Consider the following 24,795-nt stretch of genomic DNA (forward strand, 5'->3'; position numbering starts at 1 on the left):
AAATGAGATGTCCAAACTTATTGTATCTTTTAGGAAACCGTTTTTGGTTGGATCTTTAGCATTTCTTTTATTGGTTCTCGTGGCAGGATGCTCCGGCTCCAAAAATGATGCAGATAAAAATACAAACGCAACTAACCCAAGCACAACCGCTGATCAACCCGCGGAAGGGGGAACCTTTACATATGGCCGCCCGGCTTCCGTAACCTCGTTTGATTTGCATAATCAGATTACATCAAATAATGCTTTTGCTATCGACAAAGTATTTGAGCCGCTGGTTGCCTTTAACGGTGATGGAAAAATTGTGGATTGGCTTGCGGCGTCGCACAATATTAGCGCGAATGGATTAACCTATACTTTTGTTTTACGCGATGGCTTGAAATTTTCAGACGGCAAAGGAGTTACTGCCGAGGACGCGGTTTTTTCAATTCAGCGTCATTTGAATGTAGGAGGTCCTCTTGCAATAGCGGCACAGGTGGCTTCGCTTTCGGCTCAAGATGAAAAAACACTTGTAATTAAGCTTAAAGCGCCGTATACGCCGTTTATTTCTGAACTCTCAAATTTCTCCAATGGCATCCTTCCAAAGGATTTTGGCGGTGTCTCGGAAAAAGAATTCTTTAAGAATCCGGTCGGTACCGGTCCCTTCGTCGTTAAGAAATGGGATTCTGCCGGTGATCTTACTTTCAGCAAAAATAAATACTATTGGCAGAAAGGCAAGCCATATATCGATGAACTTGTCTACAAGCTCATTGAAGATGACAGCCAAGCGATTAACCAGCTGAAGGCTGGCGCGATAGACGCTATTGAGTCTGTAGCTCTTGAAAATGTAAATGAATTAAAACAAGGAACTGATACCAAAGTGGCGACCAATGGAAGCTGGGTGACAGAGCAATTGTTCTTCAATACCCTGGACGAGCATTTTTCGGATGTGCACGTTCGCCGTGCGTTGGCGTTGGCACTTGACCGTAATGGATTGACCAATGCGGTTACCTTTGGTTTCGCAAAGCCAGCCAATTCGCTTTTGCCGCCAGCCATTCCCTACAACACGAACGATACGATTAAAGCGCTCAGCTTTGATACGAACGCTGCCAAAGCAGAGCTTGCAAAATCAAAGTTCCCTAATGGGTTTTCTACAAAATTGCTCATTGCCTCTGGTAACAACTCAAGAACTCAGGAGGCACAGATTATTCAGGCGGCCGCCAAAACGATCGGCATAGACATTCAAATCGAATCTGTTGAGTTGGCCTCATTTCGCGAGCGTTTCTTTGCCTATGACTTTTCGGCAATGATCAACAGCGGACAGGCGGATTCTCCAGAAGCCAACTCGATCCTCGCTTTCCAGACAGACCCGGAAGGCTTTAGCAAGTCGTACTGGACTCATTACACGAACAATGAAGTTACCAAGCTCCTGCACGAGGGGCAAAAAACACCTGATGGGGAAGAACGTGCGGGAATTTACGCCAAGCTTCAACAAATCCTTGCAGACGAGGTACCTTACATCCCGCTTTATTATCCGGATATTCTGAAAGGTGTTCGTTCTTCCATTGATGGCCTGGTCGTGCTTCCCAATAACAGTGCTCGTTTTGAAGATGTACGTGTGAAAGGTAATTAGATCCTTGACGGCCCACAATTTATTTAAAAAGTCTGCCGGATTGTCTGCAAATCTAACTTCCCCACACAAATGGCTTGTGCGCGCTATGATAAGAGCGGCATCAGTAGTCATCTGTGTGGTGGTGGCAGTCTTCTTCATCATAAGGCTGGTGCCGGGAGACCCCGCCAAAATGATTCTGGGGGAATACGCCACAGCTGAGGCTATTGAGAGTATGCGCCATAGGTTGGGGCTGGATCGTTCTCTTTGGGAGCAGTTTATAGGCTTTGTGCACAATTTCTTTACACACGGTGATACCGGCGTTTCGATTGTTTTTGAGACTTCTTCAAGAGAGTTGATTGCAGAGCGGGCCCCTGTGACGCTGCTGCTCATTGCAATGACCTGTCTTTTTTCCATCATTGTTTCGCTGGTGCTGGCCACCCTTGCGGCAACACATAAAGACGGACTGCTTGACCACATTATACGCATCTTGCCTGCTGTAACGCTCGGTATGCCGATTTTTTGGGTTGGACTGCTACTGATTCTGGTATTTAGCGTTCGGCTTCGCTGGTTCCCCGTTGGGGGAGTCGGCGAGGGCTGGCTTGGAATCTTGTACAGTCTCGCCCTTCCTGCGATCACTGTCGGATTGTCGCAAATTCCCTCGCTTGTTCGTTCTTTAAGAGCGCAGATGCTGGAAGTGCTGGAATCTGATTTTGTTGTAACCTTGAAGGCAGCGGGAATCCCCGGCCGGGTTATATTGGTAAAGCATGTCCTGCGCAATTCCGCTCTTCCCGCTCTTATGCTGCTTGGCGTAAACATTGCCTACCTGATGGGCGGCACGTTGGTAATTGAACAGGTTTTTGGCCTCAAGGGTATCGGAAGCCTGTTATTTTCAGCCATTTCAAACCGGGATTTTCCTGTTATACAGGGGATTGCTCTTTATTGTGCGATATCTGTGGTCATCATCGGCTTCGTGATTGAGGTTGCTTCTGGGTATCTTGATCCCAGGACGAAAGGAGAACAATGAAACGCACGCAATTAGATCTTCAGATTCAGAAGGCGGGTCATAGCAACCGCTCTTGGGGAAAAATACTAAATACTCCATCTCTTTTATGGGGCAGTATTATGTTTGCGTTACTCATAGGTATTGCAGTGTTCGCACCGGTTATTAGCCCCTACCAGCCTTCTGATCAAAATATTTCGGCAACTTTACAACCCCCGTCCTTCGAACACTGGCTGGGAACCGATCAACTGGGGCGTGATTTGTTTACACGGCTGATCTATGCCGCACGGACTGATTTGAAGATTATGGTGCTGGCGGAGATCATCCCTTTTTGTATGGGGGTGTTTCTGGGAATGCTTGCCGGGTATTATGGTAAATGGGTAGATACGGTTATCACGCTTTTGACCGATACGTTTATTGCGTTCCCTTTTTATTTGATTGTAATTATAGTGGCGTTTGCAAGCGGTACGGGTGAACAGGGGATATACATTACATTTGTCCTGGTTGGCTGGATTGTATACGCGCGCGTGGTCAAGGGTCTTAGCGCATCGTTTCGCAAGCAGGAATGGATAGCCGCTGCAAAAACTCTGGGAATCCCGGATATTAAAATCATACTGCGCCATCTTCTGCCGAATGTGTTACCGCAAGCGGTGGTAGTGCTTATGACGGACATGGCTGTTCTGCTTGTAGCCATTGTTACGCTAGGCTATCTAGGTATCGGCATTGCGCCGCCAACTCCGGATTGGGGAACTATGATTTCTGATGGGCAGCCCTTTATATCTACTAAGTGGTGGCTTTCAGCAATCCCAGGCTTTGCGGTAGTATATACAGGGATAGCCTTATCCCTTGTGGGCGATGGGCTAGCAGATATATGGAGAAGAAAATGAATGCTATGAATCCAATTTTAGAAGTGGAAAATTTGTCGCTCGCGACGCAATCGAATCATAAATTGGTCACTAATGTGAGTCTCAAAGTTGAAGCGGGCGAAAGTATAGGACTTGTGGGGGAATCCGGATCTGGAAAATCGCTCACGCTTCGCTCCATCATAGGGTTGCTTCCCTCCGGTATTGAACAAGTTGGCGGGCATATTAGGAGCAATGGCAGATGCGCAATGATTTTTCAAGACCCGATAAGGGCACTTGACCCTCTCTGCCCGGTGGCCCGGCAGCTTGCCGAGGTTGTGTACTACAGGCAGAAGGTGAGTCGGAAGGTCGCGCGCACAATAGCTTTGGAACTGCTTGAAATGCTCGGTCTTCCCGATTCCTTAAAGCATACTGACCGTTACCCCCGCCAGCTTTCAGGCGGCCAGTGTCAACGTATTGTTATTGCGATGGCTTTGGCGTGCAAGCCGGGCATCCTTCTTTGTGATGAGCCAACAACTGCGCTTGACGTAACGGTTCAACGGCAAATACTTGACGTTATTTCACGTCTTCAAAAGGAGTTGGGTTTTGCCATGGTGTTTGTTACGCACAATCTTGCCGTAGCTGCTTCGATGTGCTCAAAGCTTTGCGTTATGAAAGAGGGAAGAATCATAGAGCGGGGAGACACTTTGCCCCTTTTACAAAACCCGCAAAATCCGTATACACAGTTGCTGATAAGCTCAGTGCTTCCTCTCCCGGATCTTGAAAGGAGCGCGGATTTATGAAAACAGCCTTGCGGATAGAAAATATAACGGTTGCTTATGGTAAATTCACCGCGCTTGATCAAGTAAGCCTGGAGCTGCAGGAGCGTACCACGCTTGGTCTTGTGGGAGAATCGGGTTCAGGAAAGTCTACCCTCGCGCGGGTAATAGCCGGGCTGATCGCCCCGGATGAGGGCCGGATCATGCTGGGTTCTCAGGTACTGGGCAAGCGACGGAGCCGGGAGCAGCATAAAAGAATACAAATGGTTTTTCAAAACCCGGATTCCTCGCTAAATCCAAAGCATACGATCAGGCAAATCCTTGCTGAAGCCTTACTTTTTCACAAGATTGTTGACCGAGCTCAAGTGGACAAGAGATGTAGGGAACTGCTTACACGTGTTCACATCGATGAAAGCGCCCTTGGCAGATTCCCTCACGAATTTTCCGGCGGTCAGCGTCAGCGGATAGCAATTGCCCGCGCATTAAGCGTTGAGCCAAGCATACTTATCGCAGATGAACCAACGAGCGCACTGGATGTTTCGGTACAACGGAGTATGCTTGAACTGTTGAGCACACTCAAATCGGAGCTTAATCTTACGATGCTTTTTATCTCTCATGACTTGGGAGTTATAAATGCCATAAGCGATATTGTTGCTGTAATGCGGCAGGGGAAGCTGGTTGAGATCAACCCCAAGGAGAAATTCTTTTCTCGTCCTGAAACGCCTTATAGCCGTGAGCTTTTGTCCGCTGTTCCTAAAATGCCAATATCCCATTCTGCAGGAGGTATTTATGAGTCAAAATAATAAAGGATTTGTACCTCTTACAATATCGGAGTTTGATACGCTAACTAACTTGCTCTCCAAACTCCTGTCCACCCAAGAATCCCCGGTAATCATACCGGGCGAGGCGATCCTGGGAATTGAAGCCATAGCAGCAGGCATATCTGCGCCCGACCGTAAAATTCTAAACATTGTGACAGGTCCATATGGAACGATTTTTGGTAACTGGCTTGCGCGTGGCGGAGCAGAAGTCATCGAACTCAAAACATCTTTTGATGATGTGGTAACTGTAGATGAAGTCGCCGCAGCGATTGAGCGATATAACCCATGTGCGCTTTCTTTTGTGCAGGCGGAAGTGGTCACAGGAGGCTCTAATCCAACAAGGGAAATCATGGAGCTTGCGCGTAGATCAAACATTATAACCGTGATAGATTCAGTTTCTGCAATCGGGGGCGAACCGGTGCTCATGGACGAGTGGGGAATTGATTTTGTAGCTGTGGGGGCGCAAAAAGCACTATCCGGGCCTAACGGGATCAGCGCTGTGGGGATTTCTCCCCGTGGCTGGGAGTTTCTGGCCTCCAACAAAAATGCGCCGCGCAATTCCATACTGTCTTTGCTTGACTTAAAGCGTTCCCCTAATCATGTGACGCCCGTGCGAGTTCCTGCCAACATCCCTGTTTTGGAAGCCCGTGCGCTTATAGAGTCATTAAAGCTTATTGAAGAAGAAGGTCTGGAAGCAGTCAACCGCCGCCATCGCTTAACTACATCTGCTGCAATTGCTGGCATTAAAGCCTTGGGCCTTGAACCGTGGCAGCGGAATAAAGATAGCTACTCAACGTTGACTACAACGGTTCGGATTCCTCAAGGCGGTAATTTCAATATCGAACAGCCCATAGGCATTGTCGCACCCGGAGATGGAGAATTGCATAATAAACTCTTACGCATTAACCATTTTGGGGCGAAGGCAAATCAACAAAGCGTTGAAGAAGCTATCCAAACGCTTGCTGAGCTTGTACATCAAGACCCTTATCATGCGCTTGCCGCCCAAAGGTTAATTTGGGGGAATGAAGATGGAAAATAAAATTCAAAAAGAGTTAACCTATAAAAATATATTTGTGGCGGGGATTGATGGGAAACGATTTGATATAACAATCACCAATGGTCGTTTTTCGTCCATTGCAGAGTCCTTATCCTCGCATACTCAACAAAATGGTCCAGATGGCGACTTATGGATTAGCCCCGGCGTAATTGATCTTCATACGCATTTGGCATGGACGGATTTTAATCATACTGACCAGGAGAAGCGCGATGAACTGGAGATCGAAGTGATGCAGGCGCAAGCCTTTGAGGCTACTTTCCAGGCTGGAGTGACTTCAGTGCGTGATGCAGGTGGGCTTTTGCCAAGTACGGTGAAGCATATAGGTCAGCATTATAGCCAGCCTTTAAGAGTTTATACCAGTGGTGATATGCTCGGAGCCGGAGACGCACGAGGTCTTAAGCATTTGGAACGGCGGGTAACAGAAATTATTGATTGCGGGGCAAGCTGGATTAAAATTCTTGCAACGGGGGGACTAGGCTCGTCGCCAGATACAGTGCTGAACCCGATTTTTTCTGAGGAAGAATTCTCTTTTATTGTGCGTAGCGCCCATGCACGCAACATAAAAGTCATGGTTCATACCTGGGGTGGACCTACTGTGGATTGGTCTATTGACGCTGGAGTGGAATCTATAGAGCATGGAATGTATTTGACCGAGGATCAAGCCAACCGGCTTGCGCAATCCAGGACAGCCTTTGTGCCTACTGCTTCCATCTATCGTATTGCTGCAGACCCGTCTGGAGTTCTTTCACTCGACAGGGAAATTTGTGATCGTGCCGCCCGCGCCGCCGAAGCCCACCCTAAAGCCGTTAGCTATGCCAAAAGAGCAGGCGTACGAATTGCGTTCGGTACAGATTTTGCCACACCTTCGTTACATGGACGTAACCTTGAGGAATTAGACACACTCATAGACTGTGGATTAACTCGAAAAGAGGCCTGGCAGGCTGCCACGGAGTTCGCCGCTGAAATTTTGGGATATGGGGACAGATTGGGACGTATAAAAGAAAACTACACAGCAGATACAATCCTTTTTAATGCTGATCCGTATAAGTCACAAAACGCCAAAGCACTCCGTGAAAGTATCGTATCGGTAATTCAGGGACAATTTGAGTGAGACCAATACTCCAGAGAGCATCTTTAATATAGTTAGACAATCCCCTTAACATTCTCCTGACAAAGTATGATTAGACTTAGTTCTGATTGTACAATAAAGTGTCTGGGAGGAAATTGAATGCTAAAATGTTGGGGGATACATACGAAAAAATCGGTGGCAGCACTCGTAGCGACTATGATGCTAGCAGTAAGCGTTGGGACGGCGATGGCAGTCGAAAAGGACACGTCGATTAAAAACGTAATTATTTTGATTCCAGACGGTATGGCTAATGACGCCACTGCACTGGCTAGATGGTACAAAGGATCTTCCTTAACGTTAGACAGCATGGCAAGCGGCATGGTGCGTACGCATTCTGCGGATGCTCCAATTGCCGATTCTGCTCCAGCGGGTACTGCTTTTGCCACAGGACATAAATCTCATACTGGGTATGTAGGTGTCCTTCCTGATGAAGCGACAATGCCCGGACAACAACCCATTGCAGCGGGTGACGCCAAAAAGCCTGTAGCTTCCATTCTTGAGGCTTCCAAGCTGGCAGGGAAATCGACTGGAATTATTGCGACTTCGGAGATTATGCATGCGACACCAGCTGATTTTACCGCACATTATCCTGATCGTAAAAATTATGATGCACTCAGCATGCAGCAAGCCTACAACGGGGTTGATGTAGTGTTAGGTGGAGGCGGCAAGTTTTTGGAGGCAGCAGGGCGTAAAGATGGCCAAGATTTGGTAGCCCAAATTAAAGACCAGGGTTATGACTTTGTCACGACACCTGAAGGGTTGAAAAATTCGACCTCCAGCAAGCTCTGGGGCAGCTTTTCTCCTGAAGCCCTTGCGTATAACCTGGATCGCGATGCATCCAAGGAACCTAGTCTGGCAGAAATGACATCGAAAGCCATTGATGTGTTGTCCAAAAACGATAAAGGCTTCTTCTTAATGGTAGAAGGCAGTAAGGTGGATTGGGCCGCCCATGCAAATGATCCAACCGGAATTATTAGTGACGTGCTTTCGTTTGACGATGCAGTGAAAGTTGCTGTGGATTACGCCAAACAAAACCAAAATACAGTCGTCGTAGCAGTGACAGACCACGGAAACGGTGGATTGACGATTGGTAGCAGCGATACAACTAGCAATTATGACAAAACACCTTTAGCTTCTTTTATAGACCCGCTGAAAAAAGCGAAGCTGACGGGTGAGGGCTTGGAAGCCAAGCTGAATGCAGATCGCAGCAATATTAAAGAGGTGCTTTCCACATATTTTGGCATCACCGATTTGACAGACGAAGAAGTAAAAACCATTAAGGATGCCAAAGAAGGAAGCATGAACTATGCTGTCGGACCGATCATTAGCAAACGTGCGAATATTGGCTGGACTACAGGCGGACATACAGGAGGCGATGTCGTGTTGTACACGTATGCGCCGAACGGAGACCGTCCAACCGGTGTAATCGACAATACTGATGTGAATAAATATATGACACGTGTACTTGGACTGGATTTGGATACGGTCAGCAAGCAGCTTTTTATTCCTGCAAAAGCCGCTTTTGAAGCTAAAGGAGCCAAGTTTTCTGCGGACACGAAAGTTATTACAGTGACCAAAGGCAGTAACAAGCTGGAGCTTCCGGTATACAAAAATGTCGCTACGCTGAATGGTAAAAATACCACGCTCAACGGTGTAGTTGTATTTAACGGCGTTGATTATTTTGTACCCCAGCAGGCGATTGATTTGATTCAGTAATAAGCAGAACCATCGACAAGGGCTGTTTCTTCCATTAGAGGAAGAGACAGCTTTTTTGTGTGTTGATATAAATGTGTATTTTTTGGGGCAGAAGTTGGAGGAGGTTTTTATAAAATGGGATTTTTTGTGAAACTAATCACGTTACATCCTCTCCGATATTGCTAGAATAATACATGTACGGTACAAGCCGCTGATGATGTGAAGTCCGGATGGACGAGGGAAGAAGGGATGAGTCACGGACGAATTATTACTGCGTCTGGCTGACGGCAAGGAATGGACGCATACGGAAATGATGGAGCTGCTGACACGTCTGGATGATGAGCCAACGCTTCGGGCTCAACTGCGCCACCTGGCAGCTCGCACCAAATTGGAGCGCTATGGCAAAGGTGTTTTTTTACGGGGATTAATTGAATTCTCCAGTATATGTCGTCAGGACTGCATGTACTGTGGGCTGCGCGCTTCGAATAAACAGGCAGATCGTTACCGTTTGCAGCCAGAAGAAATTCTGGCCTGTTGTGCGGAGGGGTATGAACTCGGTTATCGGACCTTTGTGCTGCAAAGTGGGGAAGATTACTGGTTTACAGCAGCACGGCTGACGAAATTGATTCGCGAAATTAAAAGCCGTTTTGCGGATGTGGCGGTTACACTGTCCATCGGTGAACGGGATGATGAAACTTATGAGCAATTATACGAGGCGGGCGCGGACCGTTTTTTGCTGCGGCATGAGACAGCTTCCCCCCGTTTGTACGCCAAGCTGCATCCGACGATGACGATGGAAAGCAGGCGCAGCCGTCTGCTGGCTTTGCAACGAATCGGCTTTCAGATCGGGGCCGGATGTATGGTGGGGTTACCAGGACAAACGAATAGTGAATTAGCAGACGATTTGGTCTATCTGCACAGCCTATCACCAGATATGATCGGGATTGGCCCCTTTTTACCGCATAGCAACACGCCGCTTCGGGATGCCAGTCAGGGGAGTATGGAAAAGGCACTCGATATTATTTCGTTATCCCGATTGGTCGTTCCAGATGCACTTATTCCGGCGTCCACGGCAATGGGAACGATTCATCCCCAAGGCAGGGAGAAGGCGCTTCAGGCAGGGGCCAATGTGGTGATGCCCAATTTGTCGCCACTAGCGGTGAGACCTAAGTATGCGATTTATGAGAATAAAATATGTTTGGGCGATGAGTCTGCCCAATGTCGACATTGCTTGGAGCTGCGAATCCGTGGAGCAGGATTTGAAGTCGATATGGGGCGTGGCGATAGTTTGAGGGTGCAACGACAGCTTATGAGACAGGAAACTTTGTGAGGCCATAACGGAAACATTGCAGTAACCATAAATAAGGAGATGGGTATACGTGAGTGGAGTACGGGAGAAAGTGTCGGCGGATTTTATTAATGAAGCAGAGATTATGGCAGCAGTGGAGCAGGGGAAACAAGAGGCAACAGATCGACACCGTATTTTAGAAATTTTAGAAAAGGGGAGAGCCTGCCGGGGACTGAGTGCGAGTGAAGCGGCGGCTCTTTTGCATGTGGATGATCCTGAATTATTGGAAGAGATGTTCAAATCTTCGAGAGCAGTCAAAGAACAAATTTATGGCAACCGGATTGTGCTGTTCGCCCCTTTATATGTAAGCAACCACTGCGTGAATAACTGCGAATATTGTGGTTATAAACATACCAATGACAGCTTTACTCGTAGCCGTCTGACACCGGAGGAATTGGTGGAGGAGGTTAGAGTGCTTCAAGAACTGGGACACAAGCGGCTCGTGCTGGAAGCGGGGGAAGACCCAGTCCATTGTCCCATTGACTATATCGTCGATTGTCTGCGCCAGATCTATGAGGTCAAGGTAGATAACGGCAGCATTCGGCGGATCAATGTGAATATTGCATCCACAACCGAGGAGGACTATCGGAAGCTGGCAGAGGTGGGCATTGGTACGTATATTTTATTTCAGGAAACGTATCATCGGGAAAGCTATCGTAAATTCCACCTGCAGGGACCAAAGCGGGACTTTGATTGGCACACCACCGCAATGGACAGAGCCATGCGTGCGGGTATAGATGATGTGGGGATCGGTGTGTTGTACGGTCTGTATGATTTCCGTTATGAAACCGTAGCGATGCTGAAACATGCCGAGCACTTGGAAGAAGCCTTTGGGTGTGGCCCTCATACGGTTTCAGTTCCACGATTGCGTCCGGCTGAAAATGTAGACCTGGAGCGATATCCGTACCTGGTCAACGATGAGGATTTTATGAAAATTGTATCCGTTCTTCGACTGGCTGTCCCTTATGCTGGTATGATCCTGTCCACACGCGAGGAGCCGGAATATAGGGACCGCGTCATTGGTCTAGGCGTGTCGCAGATTAGTGCAGGTTCAGCTACAGGCGTAGGGGCATATGCAAAACAGGAAACTGATGATAAGCCTCAATTTGAGGTAGGGGATCATCGCTCACCATCGGAAATTATTAAAAGTTTGTGCCGTGGTGGATATATGCCGAGCTACTGCACAGCTTGCTACCGTGAGGGGCGAACTGGAGATCGTTTCATGGAGCTTGCCAAATCAGGACAAATTCATAATGTGTGCCAGCCGAATTCGCTGCTAACCTTCCAAGAATATCTGCTGGATTATGGGGATGAGGAGGCGCGTGAACTGGGAGCTGCCGCTCTGCGAGAGAATTTGGAGCGTATACCACGTGAATCGACGCGCCGTTTGACGCTTGACAGACTGGAGCGACTGGAAGCAGGCGAACGTGATTTGTATTTTTAGCAATTTATATTATTCGTAGTATCATTTCACACTATGAAAATTCTCATGATTTATAATAGAACTTGAAAATAAAAAGCAGTCGCGTTGGAATCAGCGCGACTGCTTTTGTGCGTCTGGAAAAAAATATTAATGATGAGATGAGGTCTTTTAGGAATAACTGCCGGCTTCTACAGCTTGCTCCCATGCCAGCATAGCAGATGGGAAGCATTCAATAGCACGGGGAAAGACCCCCTGTACATAAGCGATGAAAATACCATAGTTCACAATCGGCACTCCGGCAGCTTTCGTTTCCGACATTCGATGAAGCATCGTACGCCGATTGAGCATGCATGCACCGCAATGAATAACCAGTGCATATTCGCTCAGATCATCAGGGAAGCTGGAGCCGGATGCATGCTCGATGATGAGACGTTTGCCTATCGTTTGGCGGAGCCAGCGGGGAATTTTCACTCGACCAATATCGTCAGATTGGCATTGGTGAGTGCAGGCTTCGGCAATGAGTACACGGTCTCCATCCTTGAGGCGATCAATGGCTCTTGCACCTCGTACCAGTTCGTCCAGATCGCCTTTATGACGGGCAAACAGGATGGAAAAAGAGGTGAGAGGCACATCCTTGGGCGTGTCGGCCGCTACTTTCATAAAAACCTGTGAATCGGTAATGACCAAGCGAGGCTTGCGTCCCAATCTCTCCAGCGTCAATCGTAGTTCATGTTCTTTGGTCACTACGGCGATGGCATCGCTCTCTAGTGTATCGCGGATTGTTTGCTGCTGTGGCAGGATCAATCGGCCTTTTGGTGCAGCTTTGTCGATTGGGACGACCAGCACAACAACATCGCCGGGTGACAACAGGTCACCGACGATACGGAAACGATCCTCGTTTTGGGGGAGAGTATTCGTGATAGCCTTTTTCAGTTCCGTGTCTCCCCGGAGCAAAGATGCACTGAAAGGAATTAGGGTGAGATCCAATTCAGTTGCCAGCTTTGTAGCCGTTTTATCTGATTCAGTAAGGGTATCTACCTTATTCAATACCCCAATAACAGGAATCTTTTTGTTGCGGAGCTTTTCGAGTAGCTCATGCTCGAATGGTCCGACTCCAACGGTGGCGTCGATAACGAGCAAGGCCAAGTCTGTACTATTAAGTATTTCTAGCGTTTTGTTGCGGCGCAGCTCCCCGACCTCACCCTCATCGTCCAGTCCGGCGGTATCCACCAGAACAATGGGACCCGCTGGGAGCAGCTCCATCGGTTTGAAAACTGGGTCCGTGGTCGTTCCTCCTACAGGAGATACCACAGCGACGGGCTGACCCGTCAGGGTGTTCAGAATGCTGGATTTGCCTGCGTTGCGGCGACCGAGCAGGACAATATGTGGTCGGTTGCTACGAGGGGTATCATTCATTCCCATGGTGAGTTCCTTCTTCCTGCCCCGGAATTCCGGGTTTGGTTACTGTATAGGGATGGCATAATTGGTCAATCCTCGAACGGGTCAGTAGGCCGCGATCTTCTGCAATATCCTCTGGTGTGCGACCTTGCACAATGGCTGCAGATGCAATGGAGGCAGCTTCATCATAGCCAAGCTCCGCGACCAGCGCAGAAGCCATCACGGCTGAGTTACGCAGATTTGTAGTGCAGCGTTCCTCACGCACGATCAGGTCGCGTACGCATCTTTCCTCGAATAGTCGAACCGCGCTGTTCAGAATATGTAGCGATTCCAGCAGCGATTCGGCAATCAGCGGCAGGAATGCGTTTAGTTCCAACTGACCGGAGGCAGCGGCCATAGTGATAGCCGCATCTTCGGCTATCACACGCATGGCTGTTAGTCCTGCCATTTCAGCTATTACCGGATTGACCTTGCCAGGCATAATAGAGGATCCGGCCTGAACTGGAGGCAGCGTGTATTCGCCAATACCACCGAAAGGACCAGAGGCCAGTAGGCGAAAATCGCCAGATATTTTGTACAGATTCACGGCGGCTGATTTGAGTAGACCGGACACCTCCACAAAGACATCCATATTTTGAATCGGGTCCATCGGGTGGTCGCTGCGACTCAGTCCAAAACCAGTCTCATCCGCCAGCTTTTCGACCATCCGATAGCTGTAAGCGCGGGGCGCGTTCATACCTGTGCCAATCGCCGTGCCTCCAATAGGGATTTCCCGCAGCCGCTCTTCAGCTTTATAGAGACGCCAGCGGTCGCGCGCTATAGCCTTTGCGTAGGCACCAAAGCCCTGCCCGGCCATCATGGGCAGGGCATCCATTAGCTGAGTGCGGCCTAGTTTGAGCAGGTCAGCATATTCCGTTTCTTTGTGCTGTAAAGCATCCTGTAACGAAGACATCGTGTCACATAAAGGCCGAAGCAGCCGTATTGCTGCAATTCGTAGCGCTGTGGGATAGACATCATTCGTAGACTGGCAGCAGTTCACATCATCCAGAGGATGTATAATCTCATACTGCCCTGGTCTGCCTCCTAGCTGTACGATGGCCAAATTAGCAATGACCTCATTTACATTCATATGGGTACTGGTGCCTGCGCCGCCTTGCATGGCATCCACGGTAAACATATGTTGGTGCCTCCCGGCGAGTATTTCGTCGCAGGCATTTACAATGGCAGAGGCCCGTTGGGCAGGGAGCCGTTTCTGCTCACCATTCACTTGAGCGGCTACTTTTTTTACCAACACAAGAGCGTGGATCAGGTTTTGGTTCACGGGTCTGCCACTGACCGCAAAATTGTTCATCGCGCGTGCGGTGTGAATACCGTAAAAGGCATCTGCGGGAATTTCCATCTCTCCTAGCGCATCCCGTTCGGTTCGCGTATTTGTAGACAGAGGGAAACCTTCGGTCATAGACCCGTTGCCGGAATGCGTGTCATATGCAGTAGCTGACGTGCACTTGCAGCGCGTTTTTCTTCAACCCGGGCATGAACCAGATCTGGCTCGACCAGCTTGAGGGCTTGTGTTGGACATTTACCAATACAGGCCGGACCGCCGTCCACGCCTTCGCATAAATCACATTTGCTGGCAATCATGCGCTCTTTGGGTTGCAAGCGTCCTGACATATTGGTATACAATCCATCCTGCACGACAGGCTGCCCGTTTCGATACTCGGGTACCATGTTAATCGCGCCGTAAGGGCAGGCGATCATGCAGGTTTTACAGCCAATGCAGCTTTCGCTATTAATGAGAATGCAGCCATCTGCGTTCGTAATAGAGCCGTTCGGACAAGCGTTGGCGCATGGAGCATCCTCACAGTGACGACACTGAACGGGTGCAGTGACCCCAAATGATTTGATAACCTTCAGACGAGGGTGAAAATGAAACTCATCATCCGGCGAGATAAAAGGGTTCTCCGCTGAATGTGCGATGACACATGCGATTTCACAGGTACGACAGCCGATACATTGATCGGGATCAGCTAAAACAAAACGGTTCATACAATTCGACTCCTCTCTAACTTACGACAAAAATAATGTATACAGCATAAAAATAACTTAATGTATTAATGAATGGAGTAATCCGCATCCCCTTTGGTGGAAATAGTGTTGCTGCGGCTTTGCTTGCCGGGCCCCCGTTGTTGGAAGGTGGTGTGCAGCAGATGATGCGACACATGACCCAGCGGCTCACCTAGAAATTCATCATAAAGTTTGATGATGTGAGGGTTCTCATGCGATTTTCGTACCTGGTGTGCAGCATCATGTCCATAGATGGAGGATTTACGTGCCCGATAAGCTTCAATTCGTTGCTTTTCTAACATGAGCTTGGGTTGTCCCCCTCCGCTGATACATCCAGCAGGGCAGCCCATCACCTCAATAAAATGATAATCACATTCGCCCGCCTGGACACGATCCAGTAGCTGATAGGCATGTTGTAGCCCGGCGACGACCGCTACCTTGAGCTGCAGCTTGCCTACCTGAACCTCAGCTACTCGAATGCCTTCCTCACCACGTACAAAATCGAGCTGGAGCTTCGGCAGTTTTTCATTTGTCAGCAGCTCGTAACCTGTACGGATGGCAGCTTCCATGACTCCTCCGGTGACTCCAAAAATGGAGCCTGCACCTGAATATTGCCCTAACGGTGAATCGAATTCTTCATCAGGCAGGTTTGCAAAATCAATTCCGCGCTGCTTGATCCAGTATGCAAGTTCACGTGTGGTCAGTACCTCATCCACATCACGGTAACCGTCAGATTCCATTTCGGGACGATCGCATTCAAATTGTTTACAGGTACAGGGCATGATGGCAACGCTGTATATATTCGCAGGTTCCACCTCGTCCAGTTGTGCGCCATAAGATTTGATTAGCGCTCCTAACATTTGCATCGGAGATTTGCAGCTGGATAGATGGTCTAGCAGATCGGGATATTCTATTTCTGCAAATCGGACCCATGCTGGACAGCAGGATGTGAACATGGGTAAGGGACCGCCTTCGGTCACGCGACGAATCAATTCAGTGCCTTCCTCCATGATGGTCACGTCAGCTCCAAAGTTGGTGTCGTATACCCGGTCGAAGCCAAGGCGGCGTAAAGCAGCAGCCATTTTCCCAGGCGTCAAGGTGCCGAACGGCATTCCAAATTCCTCCGCGAGTGAAACACGAATGGCCGGAGCACATTGGACGATCCGAAACTGTCCAGGTTTGGTCATCATATCGGCTACCTTATTCAAGTTGTAGCTATAATAGGCAGCGAATAGCGGCTCTCTGATGTCGGAAGGCATATCGCGTTCTTGGATACGTTCCAGCCGTCTAGCGGCGCCTTCCTGTGGAGATGAACCTGCCCAGTCAGATGCGTATACGCTGCATATTTGTACACATTGACCGCAAATAACACATCGGTCTGCATTAACGGTTTGCGGTTCTCCGGGCAATCCCTCTATGGCATCTACTGGACAAACCCCAGCACAACGTCTGCATCCTGTGCAGAGCGTAGGGTCAATATGAATGACAGGGTCTGTGCAATCAGTCGTCTTCATACAAGGAGGCGAAGAGATCTTGTCTATTGTGGTTGACATGGTTTTCTACCTTTCTGCGGCTGATTTTGACCTTATAGGCGTGGGAAAAAGACTTCCCGCCGAGGCTCTGGAGGTGAGTCGGATATACCTTTGGCCAGCCGTAGGACATGATTCGGGCAGGCCTCTACACATGCAGGCTGTCCGTTCTCTGTTTCCGCGCACAGATCGCATTTGCTTGCTGCGGTGCGGGGAAGGGCGACTCGATTTGCACGGTGAGTCAGGCCGGACTGCGTTACAACGTGTCCTGCCCGGTAGACCGGAGACACCTCAATTGCCCCGAAGGGGCAGGCCAAAACACAGGAGGTACAGCCGATACATCGCTCCTCATCAATCATGACGACGCCGTCCTCCTGACGAATGGCTTGCACCGGACAGGCATGTGCGCAGGGGGCATTTTCGCAATGCCGGCATTGCACCGGCACATACATATCCCCTGTACGTACAACATACACCTTGGGTACAACAGGTACGCTGACGGTTCCGACCGAAGCTCCTATGCCGTTAGCCTGACTGTGAACGGCGAAGCACGCCATTTCACAGGCTTTGCAACCGATGCACTGTCCGGCGTCTGCGACTACAAAAGAAGAAGCAACAGCGCTTGTTCTACTGGCTGCTCCCATTCTACTCGTCGAAGCTGACCGGTAATCTGTCAGACGGTGCATCATATTCCCTGTGCCGCTCATCTCGTCACCTTATCAGCCAAAACAGCTTCCTGGACGTTCATCTGTCTGCGAATCCGTTGGTACGATTCATGTACATCACGTTCGGCCTGCGCTTGGTCGGCGATCCGCTCCAGACGGATGGCACAGTATTTTAATTCCGGGGTTTTGGATACCGGATCGAGAAAATCAGCGGTCAGCTCGTTGCATGCTCCAACCCACCAGTGATAGGTCATGTAGGTCGCACCTTGTTGCACACGGTCACTGATTTGTGCCCGTGCCATGATGCGTCCCCGACGGGAGGATATGGCAACAATTTCGCCATCCAGAATATTCAGATCTGCTCCGTCTTCTGGGCTAATCTGAATAAAGCCAGGCTCATCAGACAACTGGCGCAGCGCGCGGCAATTGCCAGTCATGGTACGAACGGAATAGTGACCTACCTCACGGACTGTGGACAAGACAAGCGGGTATTTTGCATCCGGTTGTTCTTGTGGTGGACGCCATTCGCAGGCGAATAATCTGCCTTTGCCACTAGGTGTCGAAAATTGATTTCCTTTATATAAATACGGTGTACCTGGATGATCCTCAGTAGGGCAGGGCCATTGCACGCCGCCTTGCTGCTCCATTTTTTGGTAGCTGGCACCGGAGAATAATGGGCTGAGACTGCGCATTTCATCCCAAATTTCTTCTGTGTTTGCATAGGACATAGGATAGCCCATGGCGGTAGCAACCTCGCTAATAATGGCCCAGTCTGGCTTAACATCACCCTGTGGCTCAACGGCCTTACGGATGCGCTGAAAGCCCCGATCTGCCGAAGAATATACACCGTCATGCTCGCCCCAGGCAGTAGAAGGGAGGATGACATCGGCGTGCAACGCTGTTTTGTTCATGAAAATATCCTGAACCACGACAAATTCCAATTGGTCTAGGGCTTCACGCAACTCGGCGGCGTTCGGATCACTTTGTACAGGGTCCTCGCCGAAAATGTAATAAGCTTTCAGCTTGTTCTCCTTCAGAATGAGGTGTGGTACCTCCGTAAGTGGATAGCCTTTTTTACGTGGCAGCTCAACACCCCATGCTTTTTCAAACTTTTTGCGAGCTGTGTTATCTGTTACATCCTGATAGCCAGGATACACATTCGGCAAAGCACCCATGTCGCAGGAACCCTGTACATTGTTTTGTCCCCGTACAGGTCCGATTCCCACATTCGGCTTGCCCAGATTTCCAGTCAACAGTGCAAGGGAAGCAAGCCCCTTTACCACATCAACGGCCTGTGAAAATTGACATACGCCCATTCCGTACAAAATTGTAGCGGTAGGGGCCTTTGCATATTCCCTCATAGCCGCCCGGATATCGGCCGCCTTGACCCCCGTAATGCCTTCCGCATATTCGGGAGTATATTTTTTAATGCTGTCTACGTATTCGGCAAAGCCTTCTGTGTTTGCTTCAACATATCGTTTGTCGTACAGTCCTTCATGCACAAGTACATGACCAAAAGCGTTCACCAAAGCCATGTTCGAACCGCCCTTTAAGGGTAGCCACATATTCGAAATACGAGCTGTTTCGGTCATGCGCGGATCGCATACAATAATTTTGGCGCCTCTTTGCTTGGCAGCTACAATGCGTCTTGCGACGATCGGATGTGTTTCGGGTGCATTATATCCAAATACGAAAATGAGATCAGAGTGTTCAATTTCAGGAATAGAGTTGGACATAGCTCCATCTCCGAGCGAGTAAGTCAAACCTGCCACAGAAGGGCCGTGGCATACACGAGCGCAATGGTCAATATTGTTCGTGCCAATGACCGCCCGCATGAACTTTTGCATGACATAATTGGCTTCATTTCCCGGACCGCGTGCGGAGCCCGTTCCCATAATGGAGTCGGGTCCGTATTTTTCCTTAATTGCTGACAGCCGTTCGGCAGTATATTGAATGGCTTCTTTCCACTCCACTTCCTCCATTACTCCATTTTTGCGAATCATGGGTTTGCGCAAGCGTGCAGTCAGAATTTGCGGGTCATTCAAAAAATCCCATCCATAGTGTCCTTTCAGACACAGTGTTCCTTCATTCGTACGACCACCAGCCGGCTCTGCGCCAATTACCTGTCCTTTTTCCACCAGCAAATGAAGCTGACAACCGCTCCCGCAGTAGGGACATACGGTCAATACCTTGTCTGCCATAAGTGCAGCACCTCTTTTATATGAAATAGATGAAACTCGTAACATAAAAAAAGCCAATACAAAAATGCCGCTTTACGCTGCATCCTGTACTGGCTTATCCGCGAGCGAGGAGACAAGCTCCTTCCCGCTAATCCAACCGGTGTATGTGTTGTAGTTCTAGAGTAATGATAATGTGTCCGTCTCCATGGACGGAGGGGCAGACCTCCCAAGTATAAGTGAAGGGACTGCCGAGTGTTTTTTCGGCTTCGTTCATAAACTCCTTTTCTAGATAGGGACGAAGGACGTCCCAATATTCCCTGACCTTGTCCTCAGCCCCTTCATGAACGAGAATTTCGGACAAATTAGACAATGTACCTCGAATTTCTACCGTAATCCGGAGCGGCGAATCCAGTGAAACCTTGACGTTGTCCGGTCCTTTTCCCCGGTAGTGCTTGACAATACACACGGCCAACTTCCTGATGCGCTCACGGTATTCCAATTCGGTATTCAACATCTGGACACTCCGCTTCGAATCAAAATAAAGGCGTACTTGCCGCGCATGCCAGACAGCCTGTGTAGCTGGTTTAGAACAAGACGTAACCGTCCCGACCAAAGTGGTCTGCCCAGCACGGCGTATCACCCTTCTATGGTAGAACAGGTTGACCCGGAAAGATGTGAAATTCATTACACTGAACCAAAATTTTACATAGATTAGACCGCTCTTGAAGCAACTATACCTCTATGGTTTGTATGATGCTTCTCGTTCCATCGCGTTGTTTGTCCAGATCCAATACAAAAGCAGTTGAATAACAAGCTATGGGCTGAGATTAGTAAATGGCATTCTCAAAGCCCTCTATACTAAAATAGCACAGTGCGAATCTCAGAGGTTTTTAGTAAATTATTCATTTATATGATTGCAACGCATCATTCGATCCGTCAAGTCGAAACCTGAAACTGTACAGTGCCGCCTGTACTTTAGTTACGGTAAAGCAGAAAAAATATGGCAGCATTGATGCTTTTATCGAGAAAAGCTTTGGTTTGACGCTGCAAGAGAAGCAGCACTCGCAGGAGCTACATTTAGAATAGAAGTCATATGTTAATGTTTAGTTGGAATAAAAAAAGCCGCTATATTAGCGACTCATTTAAACTTAATATTCTGATGACCCAGGGAAGAAATGATATGGGCAATCGTTTGCGGGCTTTCCTTACCATTTAACTCGAGCCATTGATTAATGACTCCAATGGAACCGTGAACCATGTAAGTGAAAGAATAGTCCATTGTACATGGTTCCTTCCTGTTTGGTTCTTCTCCATTTCTTTGCACATGATCTTCAAGCAAGACTTGTGATAAAAAATCATTTTTTCCTGTCTCCGAAATTAAGATTTTATACATCGTTTTCTTATCTCGAATGATGTTCAATAGGTTGATCATTGATTCTTCTGTTGCGCAGGGACTGTCTCTTTCTTGTAACGTTTCCATTATTTCTCGATTAAATTCATGTTGCATTACTTCAAATAGTTCATAAGGATCTTTGTAGTGCAGATAGAAAGTGCCACGGTTGATATCTGCCTGTTTACATATTTCAGTAACCGTTATTTGAGGCAATTTTTTTGTTTCTAATAGACTGAGGAAACTCTCTTTAATGAGATCGATCGTATATTTAGTTCTTCTATTATTCTTGACTCCAACCATATGTTACCCCTCTTTTTTCATCTTTTCAACAAACTCAAGCTGAACTGTTGAATTCATAACACTAACTCATGTATTGATTATTGTGATTGCAGAGATGAGTAGATTATACTTACATCGCGACATTAAATCAACACATGTTCATTTGATGATAATGATTAAAAAATATAATGTATTTCAATCATACAAGGAGAGTAAATAAAACATGAAAACCAACTCAAACAAACCCAAAATACTCATTGTGGGCGCAGGAGCTGTAGGGTTTTCTGTTGGATACCACCTTCACTTATCCGGTACTGATATTACCTTTCTTGTGCGAAAAGGACGAAAAGCAACATTCGATTCTCCACAAAAACTATATTGCTATGATGATGCTACATTGAAAAATTTTAGCGATTTTAATGTCATTGAAGATCTAGAAGAAATAAAACCTCAGCAATATCAATTTATTATTATTACATTGGACGGAAATGCTAGTCGAACATCAGAAGGCATAGATATGTTATCCCAAATGGGTGATATCGTACGTGATTCTGCAACTACCGTGATTATGTGTGGGTTTGGAAGTGGCATTCGTGAACATTATCTTCAGGTTATGCGAATTCCGGAAGACCAGTTGCTAAGAGGAATACTGGGTACGCTAAGTCATCAATCCAACGCTATTTTGCCTGTACACAAACCAACGGATCCAAATCAGATTGCCCAAGCCATTGTCTGTTACAAACACCCGACAAACGGCGTTGGGTTTCAAGTCGAGACCAATAATAAAGTGGTAGCAAAGCAATTTATCACACTGTACAATCGCTCTAAAGTTTCACGTTGTGGTCAAGTAAGCCCGGCGATGTTCAATATTTTCTCAAGTGTCGGCTTTCCTGTATACGCCGCTTGCGATATTTTAGGCTGGCCTAACTTCTCGACCGTTGTAGCCAATAAAGAACTTTGGCAACTTGCTTGCCGAGCACAAGGTGAAATAGCAACTCTACCAAAGCATGGTGTTGTCGGTAAAATCATGGGTTTAATGATGGGGTCACGCATGACGGCGAAAATACATCTTAAAATGGAACGAGATATGCTTCCGTTAGATTATCAAGCGTTCAATCGTTTTCATCATGGTGGTAAAGTGCGGACTCAGGATGTAGAATCTATGCGAAATTCAGTTGTAGAAGGGCAACGTCAAGGTCGCCAAATGAAGGCTTTGAAGGAATTACTGCAACGTGTGGCTGAACATGAAGCCGCAAGTCAAGCCACGTTAAAATAAAGAGAAGAGGTCCGTGCTAGAATGCATGGACCTCTTCAAACCATTATCAATTGATTTTTTATAAAGCTTTATTGTTTAACCAGAACGGATAAATCCCCTTCAAAAACTTTCTCCTCTTTGTTGTTGAAAGTCGACAGCAATACAGTAACGAGTCCTGTTTCATTCCGCTTCTCTTTTACTCCAATCACTTCAACAATAGTGTACAATTCGTCGCCTGGATACACTGGTTTGATAAATTTAATATTATTCATAGCCGTTCCAGCAATAACCTCATCACCGTAACTGCCTGTTTCAACCCAAAGCTTAAAAGAAACAGCTAATGTTTGAATTCCTGAAGCGATAATTCCATTAAATCTACCTTGCAATGCTTTCTCTTCATCTAAATGCATATATTGCGGGTCAAACTCCCTTGCAAATCTGGTGATATCCTCATTAGTTAATTTTAAAGACTTGGTTTTAAATACTTGTCCGATATAAAATTCATGAAATCGCATTATTGCACCTCTTGATTCAATTATTTGCTTATTTATATTAGAGTAGCATAATATCACCAATCAAGTTAAACTGCCTGTTAGCTTAATGACGTATTGTCAGTCTACAACTTAATATTTCCCTTTAAAATCCGTAGCGTTATAGCAACAAAACTAATTTAAAGAGTCTATCTCAGCAAGTAACCCTCCGTACTTTTGTACAGTCAGATCAATGTAAGTGTTGCAAATCAATAAAAATTATTGACAACTGTTAAATTATGGACAACAATAGAATGCAATAATATATAAATATTGGTACTTCTGTATGGAGGGTGGTTTATCCATGAAAATTACACCCACGATTAGAGCAGAATTGGAACAATATCTTAAACAAGAAGGTTTGAGCATGATGGAGTTTGGGCATATAGCAGGCATGAATAGGGGGATAGTAAGTAGCATAGTGTCAGGCAATAAATCTATGTCTGTTAACCAGATAGATCGCATTACCGAGGCTATGGGTTTACCAGAAGGCTACTTTTACGACCTATTTATAGAAAACTACATCATCGATACCCCCCCGAATATGAGACGAATAGAGCCATTTTTGTATCGTTGTGCGGAATTGGACAAGCTGGATGCGATCCGTCGAGTGGTGGGGACCATTATGGACAACCTACTCTATTCGCCTAAACTATTTGATATGGCAGAAGTGCTAATAGCACAGGGACGACATGATGCTGCATTGCTGTTCTATAAGGGTGTAGCTGAAACGGAGAAGTACCAACATTCTGAACGATTGGCGACCTGTCAGTATCGAATGTTCACGATTCAGGTTGGTGACGATCAAAGCCGTAATCTCAAGGCAGCTACATTGTTCGAGCCTTACATTGAACGTCTGGATGAAATGGACCAACTTGACGCATTGAAGGATTTGGCGAACGTGTACAGGTCTTTGCGTAAGTGGGACAAGGTTGAAGAAATGGCAAGGCAAATGAGAGGGAAAGCGGAAGTACAATATTCCATAAAGCATCAGCAGAAGAGTCGAAAGAACAGCGAGCATGAAAAGGAAACCAGAGGGCCGTTATTTGGATACATTGCTTACGCCGATTTGTTGTGTGCTAGTGTTTGTGAAGCCCAAGGTGATTATCAACAAGCTCTACAGTATACATACGCCTATGCGGATTTAGATTGGGTCAAAGAGACTGACGAAGATACTCAACACTGGGTAAACTTGTTCAGTCAGTGGGCAGAAGGTAACACGTACGTTAATAAGCTCCTGTCTGGAGATGTTAGTGTGCTTCAAGATTATGTTGAATATATTGCAGCAACATCAACTGCTAACGAAAATGAGAAACTCTCAAAGCTGTTAAACGTTATGATAGCGGCTAACCGATATGAAATAGATGTGGATGATGTCCTTTCACGTTTTGAAACGAATATTAATTCATTTGCTCAACTCCCAACATCATCTGATATATATACCCAACAAGTAATACCAGACTATTTCGCATGGTTTGGTTACGAAATGGCTCATTATTATTTACATCGGGTGAAATACAGTGATGGCTTTAAATACTTGATGTATGCAATGGTAAAGTCACATATAATAAGTAATGAAACTTACTTTATAAATTGTATTGGTCTGTTTATGCGTTTCCAAGTCCATGCGACTCCTGAAATCAAAACAGAGTTCTCCAATCTAATTGAAAAGGTGTGGTTAAGTAATGTTGAAAAAAATGGCATTGTTAATCGTTGCGAGTAGCTTTTTATTTTTTATAACCGTACCCGCTCACATTCATGATCAGCTTATTCAGACCCTTGTACAAATTGGGGGATTCTAAAGCAAAAGAAAGCTCTGC

21 protein-coding genes are annotated in these 24,795 nt (G+C 47.1%); 12 read left to right on the forward strand and 9 right to left on the reverse strand.

What is annotated here, in order from left to right; all coding sequences use genetic code 11:
• Positions 1–7 precede the first annotated feature (7 nt).
• From NSQ58_RS13860 to hydG, 10 genes are all read left to right on the forward strand, one after another.
• A complete protein-coding gene (locus tag NSQ58_RS13860) occupies positions 8–1,609 on the forward strand; it encodes an ABC transporter substrate-binding protein (protein ID WP_023989110.1) in 1,602 nt (533 codons plus the stop codon).
• A gap of 4 nt (positions 1,610–1,613) precedes the next feature.
• On the forward strand, positions 1,614–2,612 hold the full coding sequence (locus tag NSQ58_RS13865) for an ABC transporter permease (protein WP_226887757.1): 999 nt from the start codon (positions 1,614–1,616) through the stop codon (positions 2,610–2,612).
• Positions 2,609–3,475 carry an ABC transporter permease gene (locus tag NSQ58_RS13870; RefSeq protein WP_023989108.1) on the forward strand — a complete coding sequence of 289 codons (867 nt, stop codon included), beginning with the start codon at positions 2,609–2,611 and terminating at the stop codon, positions 3,473–3,475. Before NSQ58_RS13865 ends, NSQ58_RS13870 begins: the two co-directional genes overlap by 4 nt.
• Positions 3,460–4,233 carry an ABC transporter ATP-binding protein gene (locus NSQ58_RS13875; RefSeq protein ID WP_048481509.1) on the forward strand — a complete coding sequence of 258 codons (774 nt, stop codon included), beginning with the start codon at positions 3,460–3,462 and terminating at the stop codon, positions 4,231–4,233. The genes NSQ58_RS13870 and NSQ58_RS13875 overlap by 16 nt, the downstream gene beginning before the upstream one ends.
• The gene (locus NSQ58_RS13880; RefSeq protein WP_341057597.1) at positions 4,230–5,012 is read left to right on the forward strand and encodes an ABC transporter ATP-binding protein; all 783 of its coding nucleotides are present in this window, start codon (positions 4,230–4,232) and stop codon (positions 5,010–5,012) included. The genes NSQ58_RS13875 and NSQ58_RS13880 overlap by 4 nt, the downstream gene beginning before the upstream one ends.
• The gene (locus tag NSQ58_RS13885; protein ID WP_028540671.1) at positions 4,999–6,069 is read left to right on the forward strand and encodes a pyridoxal-phosphate-dependent aminotransferase family protein; all 1,071 of its coding nucleotides are present in this window, start codon (positions 4,999–5,001) and stop codon (positions 6,067–6,069) included. Before NSQ58_RS13880 ends, NSQ58_RS13885 begins: the two co-directional genes overlap by 14 nt.
• On the forward strand, positions 6,059–7,198 hold the full coding sequence (locus NSQ58_RS13890) for an amidohydrolase family protein (RefSeq protein ID WP_341057598.1): 1,140 nt from the start codon (positions 6,059–6,061) through the stop codon (positions 7,196–7,198). Before NSQ58_RS13885 ends, NSQ58_RS13890 begins: the two co-directional genes overlap by 11 nt.
• A gap of 117 nt (positions 7,199–7,315) precedes the next feature.
• Complete coding sequence (locus tag NSQ58_RS13895; RefSeq protein WP_338532503.1) at positions 7,316–8,932, forward strand: alkaline phosphatase; 1,617 nt, start codon at positions 7,316–7,318, stop codon at positions 8,930–8,932.
• 256 nt (positions 8,933–9,188) lie between these two features.
• A complete protein-coding gene (hydE, locus tag NSQ58_RS13900) occupies positions 9,189–10,241 on the forward strand; it encodes a [FeFe] hydrogenase H-cluster radical SAM maturase HydE (protein ID WP_257791715.1) in 1,053 nt (350 codons plus the stop codon).
• A gap of 49 nt (positions 10,242–10,290) precedes the next feature.
• Positions 10,291–11,703, forward strand: coding sequence for a [FeFe] hydrogenase H-cluster radical SAM maturase HydG (gene hydG / locus NSQ58_RS13905; protein ID WP_013310651.1), 1,413 nt, complete (start codon positions 10,291–10,293; stop codon positions 11,701–11,703).
• Positions 11,704–11,850: 147 nt separating this feature from the next.
• Here the strand turns inward: hydG and hydF are convergent, their stop codons facing one another.
• From hydF to NSQ58_RS13945, 8 genes are all read right to left on the reverse strand, one after another.
• The gene (gene hydF / locus NSQ58_RS13910) at positions 11,851–13,104 is read right to left on the reverse strand and encodes a [FeFe] hydrogenase H-cluster maturation GTPase HydF (protein ID WP_053325645.1); all 1,254 of its coding nucleotides are present in this window, start codon (positions 13,102–13,104) and stop codon (positions 11,851–11,853) included.
• A complete protein-coding gene (locus NSQ58_RS13915; RefSeq protein WP_341057599.1) occupies positions 13,091–14,539 on the reverse strand; it encodes an aspartate ammonia-lyase in 1,449 nt (482 codons plus the stop codon). The genes hydF and NSQ58_RS13915 overlap by 14 nt, the downstream gene beginning before the upstream one ends.
• Positions 14,536–15,126, reverse strand: coding sequence for a 4Fe-4S dicluster domain-containing protein (locus NSQ58_RS13920; protein WP_028540676.1), 591 nt, complete (start codon positions 15,124–15,126; stop codon positions 14,536–14,538). The genes NSQ58_RS13915 and NSQ58_RS13920 overlap by 4 nt, the downstream gene beginning before the upstream one ends.
• A 65-nt stretch (positions 15,127–15,191) precedes the next feature.
• Positions 15,192–16,697: a [FeFe] hydrogenase, group A gene (locus NSQ58_RS13925; protein WP_341057601.1), complete on the reverse strand. Its 1,506-nt coding sequence runs from the start codon at positions 16,695–16,697 to the stop codon at positions 15,192–15,194.
• Positions 16,698–16,729: 32 nt separating this feature from the next.
• Entirely contained in the window at positions 16,730–17,380 is a 651-nt protein-coding gene (locus tag NSQ58_RS13930; protein ID WP_279832833.1) for a 4Fe-4S dicluster domain-containing protein, read from the reverse strand.
• Positions 17,377–19,539: a formate dehydrogenase subunit alpha gene (gene fdhF / locus NSQ58_RS13935; RefSeq protein WP_028540678.1), complete on the reverse strand. Its 2,163-nt coding sequence runs from the start codon at positions 19,537–19,539 to the stop codon at positions 17,377–17,379. The genes NSQ58_RS13930 and fdhF overlap by 4 nt, the downstream gene beginning before the upstream one ends.
• A gap of 127 nt (positions 19,540–19,666) precedes the next feature.
• Positions 19,667–20,032 (reverse strand): hypothetical protein, encoded by a 366-nt coding sequence (locus tag NSQ58_RS13940; RefSeq protein ID WP_013310644.1) that lies wholly within the window; start codon positions 20,030–20,032, stop codon positions 19,667–19,669.
• 624 nt (positions 20,033–20,656) lie between these two features.
• Entirely contained in the window at positions 20,657–21,211 is a 555-nt protein-coding gene (locus NSQ58_RS13945; RefSeq protein ID WP_341057602.1) for a TetR/AcrR family transcriptional regulator, read from the reverse strand.
• Between the two features lie 202 nt (positions 21,212–21,413).
• Between NSQ58_RS13945 and NSQ58_RS13950 the strand changes: the two genes are divergently transcribed.
• A complete protein-coding gene (locus tag NSQ58_RS13950; protein ID WP_053325640.1) occupies positions 21,414–22,466 on the forward strand; it encodes a ketopantoate reductase family protein in 1,053 nt (350 codons plus the stop codon).
• Positions 22,467–22,534: 68 nt separating this feature from the next.
• On the opposite strand, the gene NSQ58_RS13955 is transcribed toward NSQ58_RS13950, so the two are convergent.
• A complete protein-coding gene (locus tag NSQ58_RS13955) occupies positions 22,535–22,960 on the reverse strand; it encodes a MaoC family dehydratase (RefSeq protein WP_023989095.1) in 426 nt (141 codons plus the stop codon).
• Positions 22,961–23,279: 319 nt separating this feature from the next.
• Between NSQ58_RS13955 and NSQ58_RS13960 the strand changes: the two genes are divergently transcribed.
• Complete coding sequence (locus NSQ58_RS13960; RefSeq protein WP_053325639.1) at positions 23,280–24,698, forward strand: helix-turn-helix transcriptional regulator; 1,419 nt, start codon at positions 23,280–23,282, stop codon at positions 24,696–24,698.
• The last annotated feature ends 97 nt before the right edge of the window (positions 24,699–24,795 follow it).

Origin of the sequence: Paenibacillus sp. FSL M7-0134, assembly GCF_038007865.1 — a bacterium.
Lineage (GTDB): Bacteria > Bacillota > Bacilli > Paenibacillales > Paenibacillaceae > Paenibacillus > Paenibacillus polymyxa_B.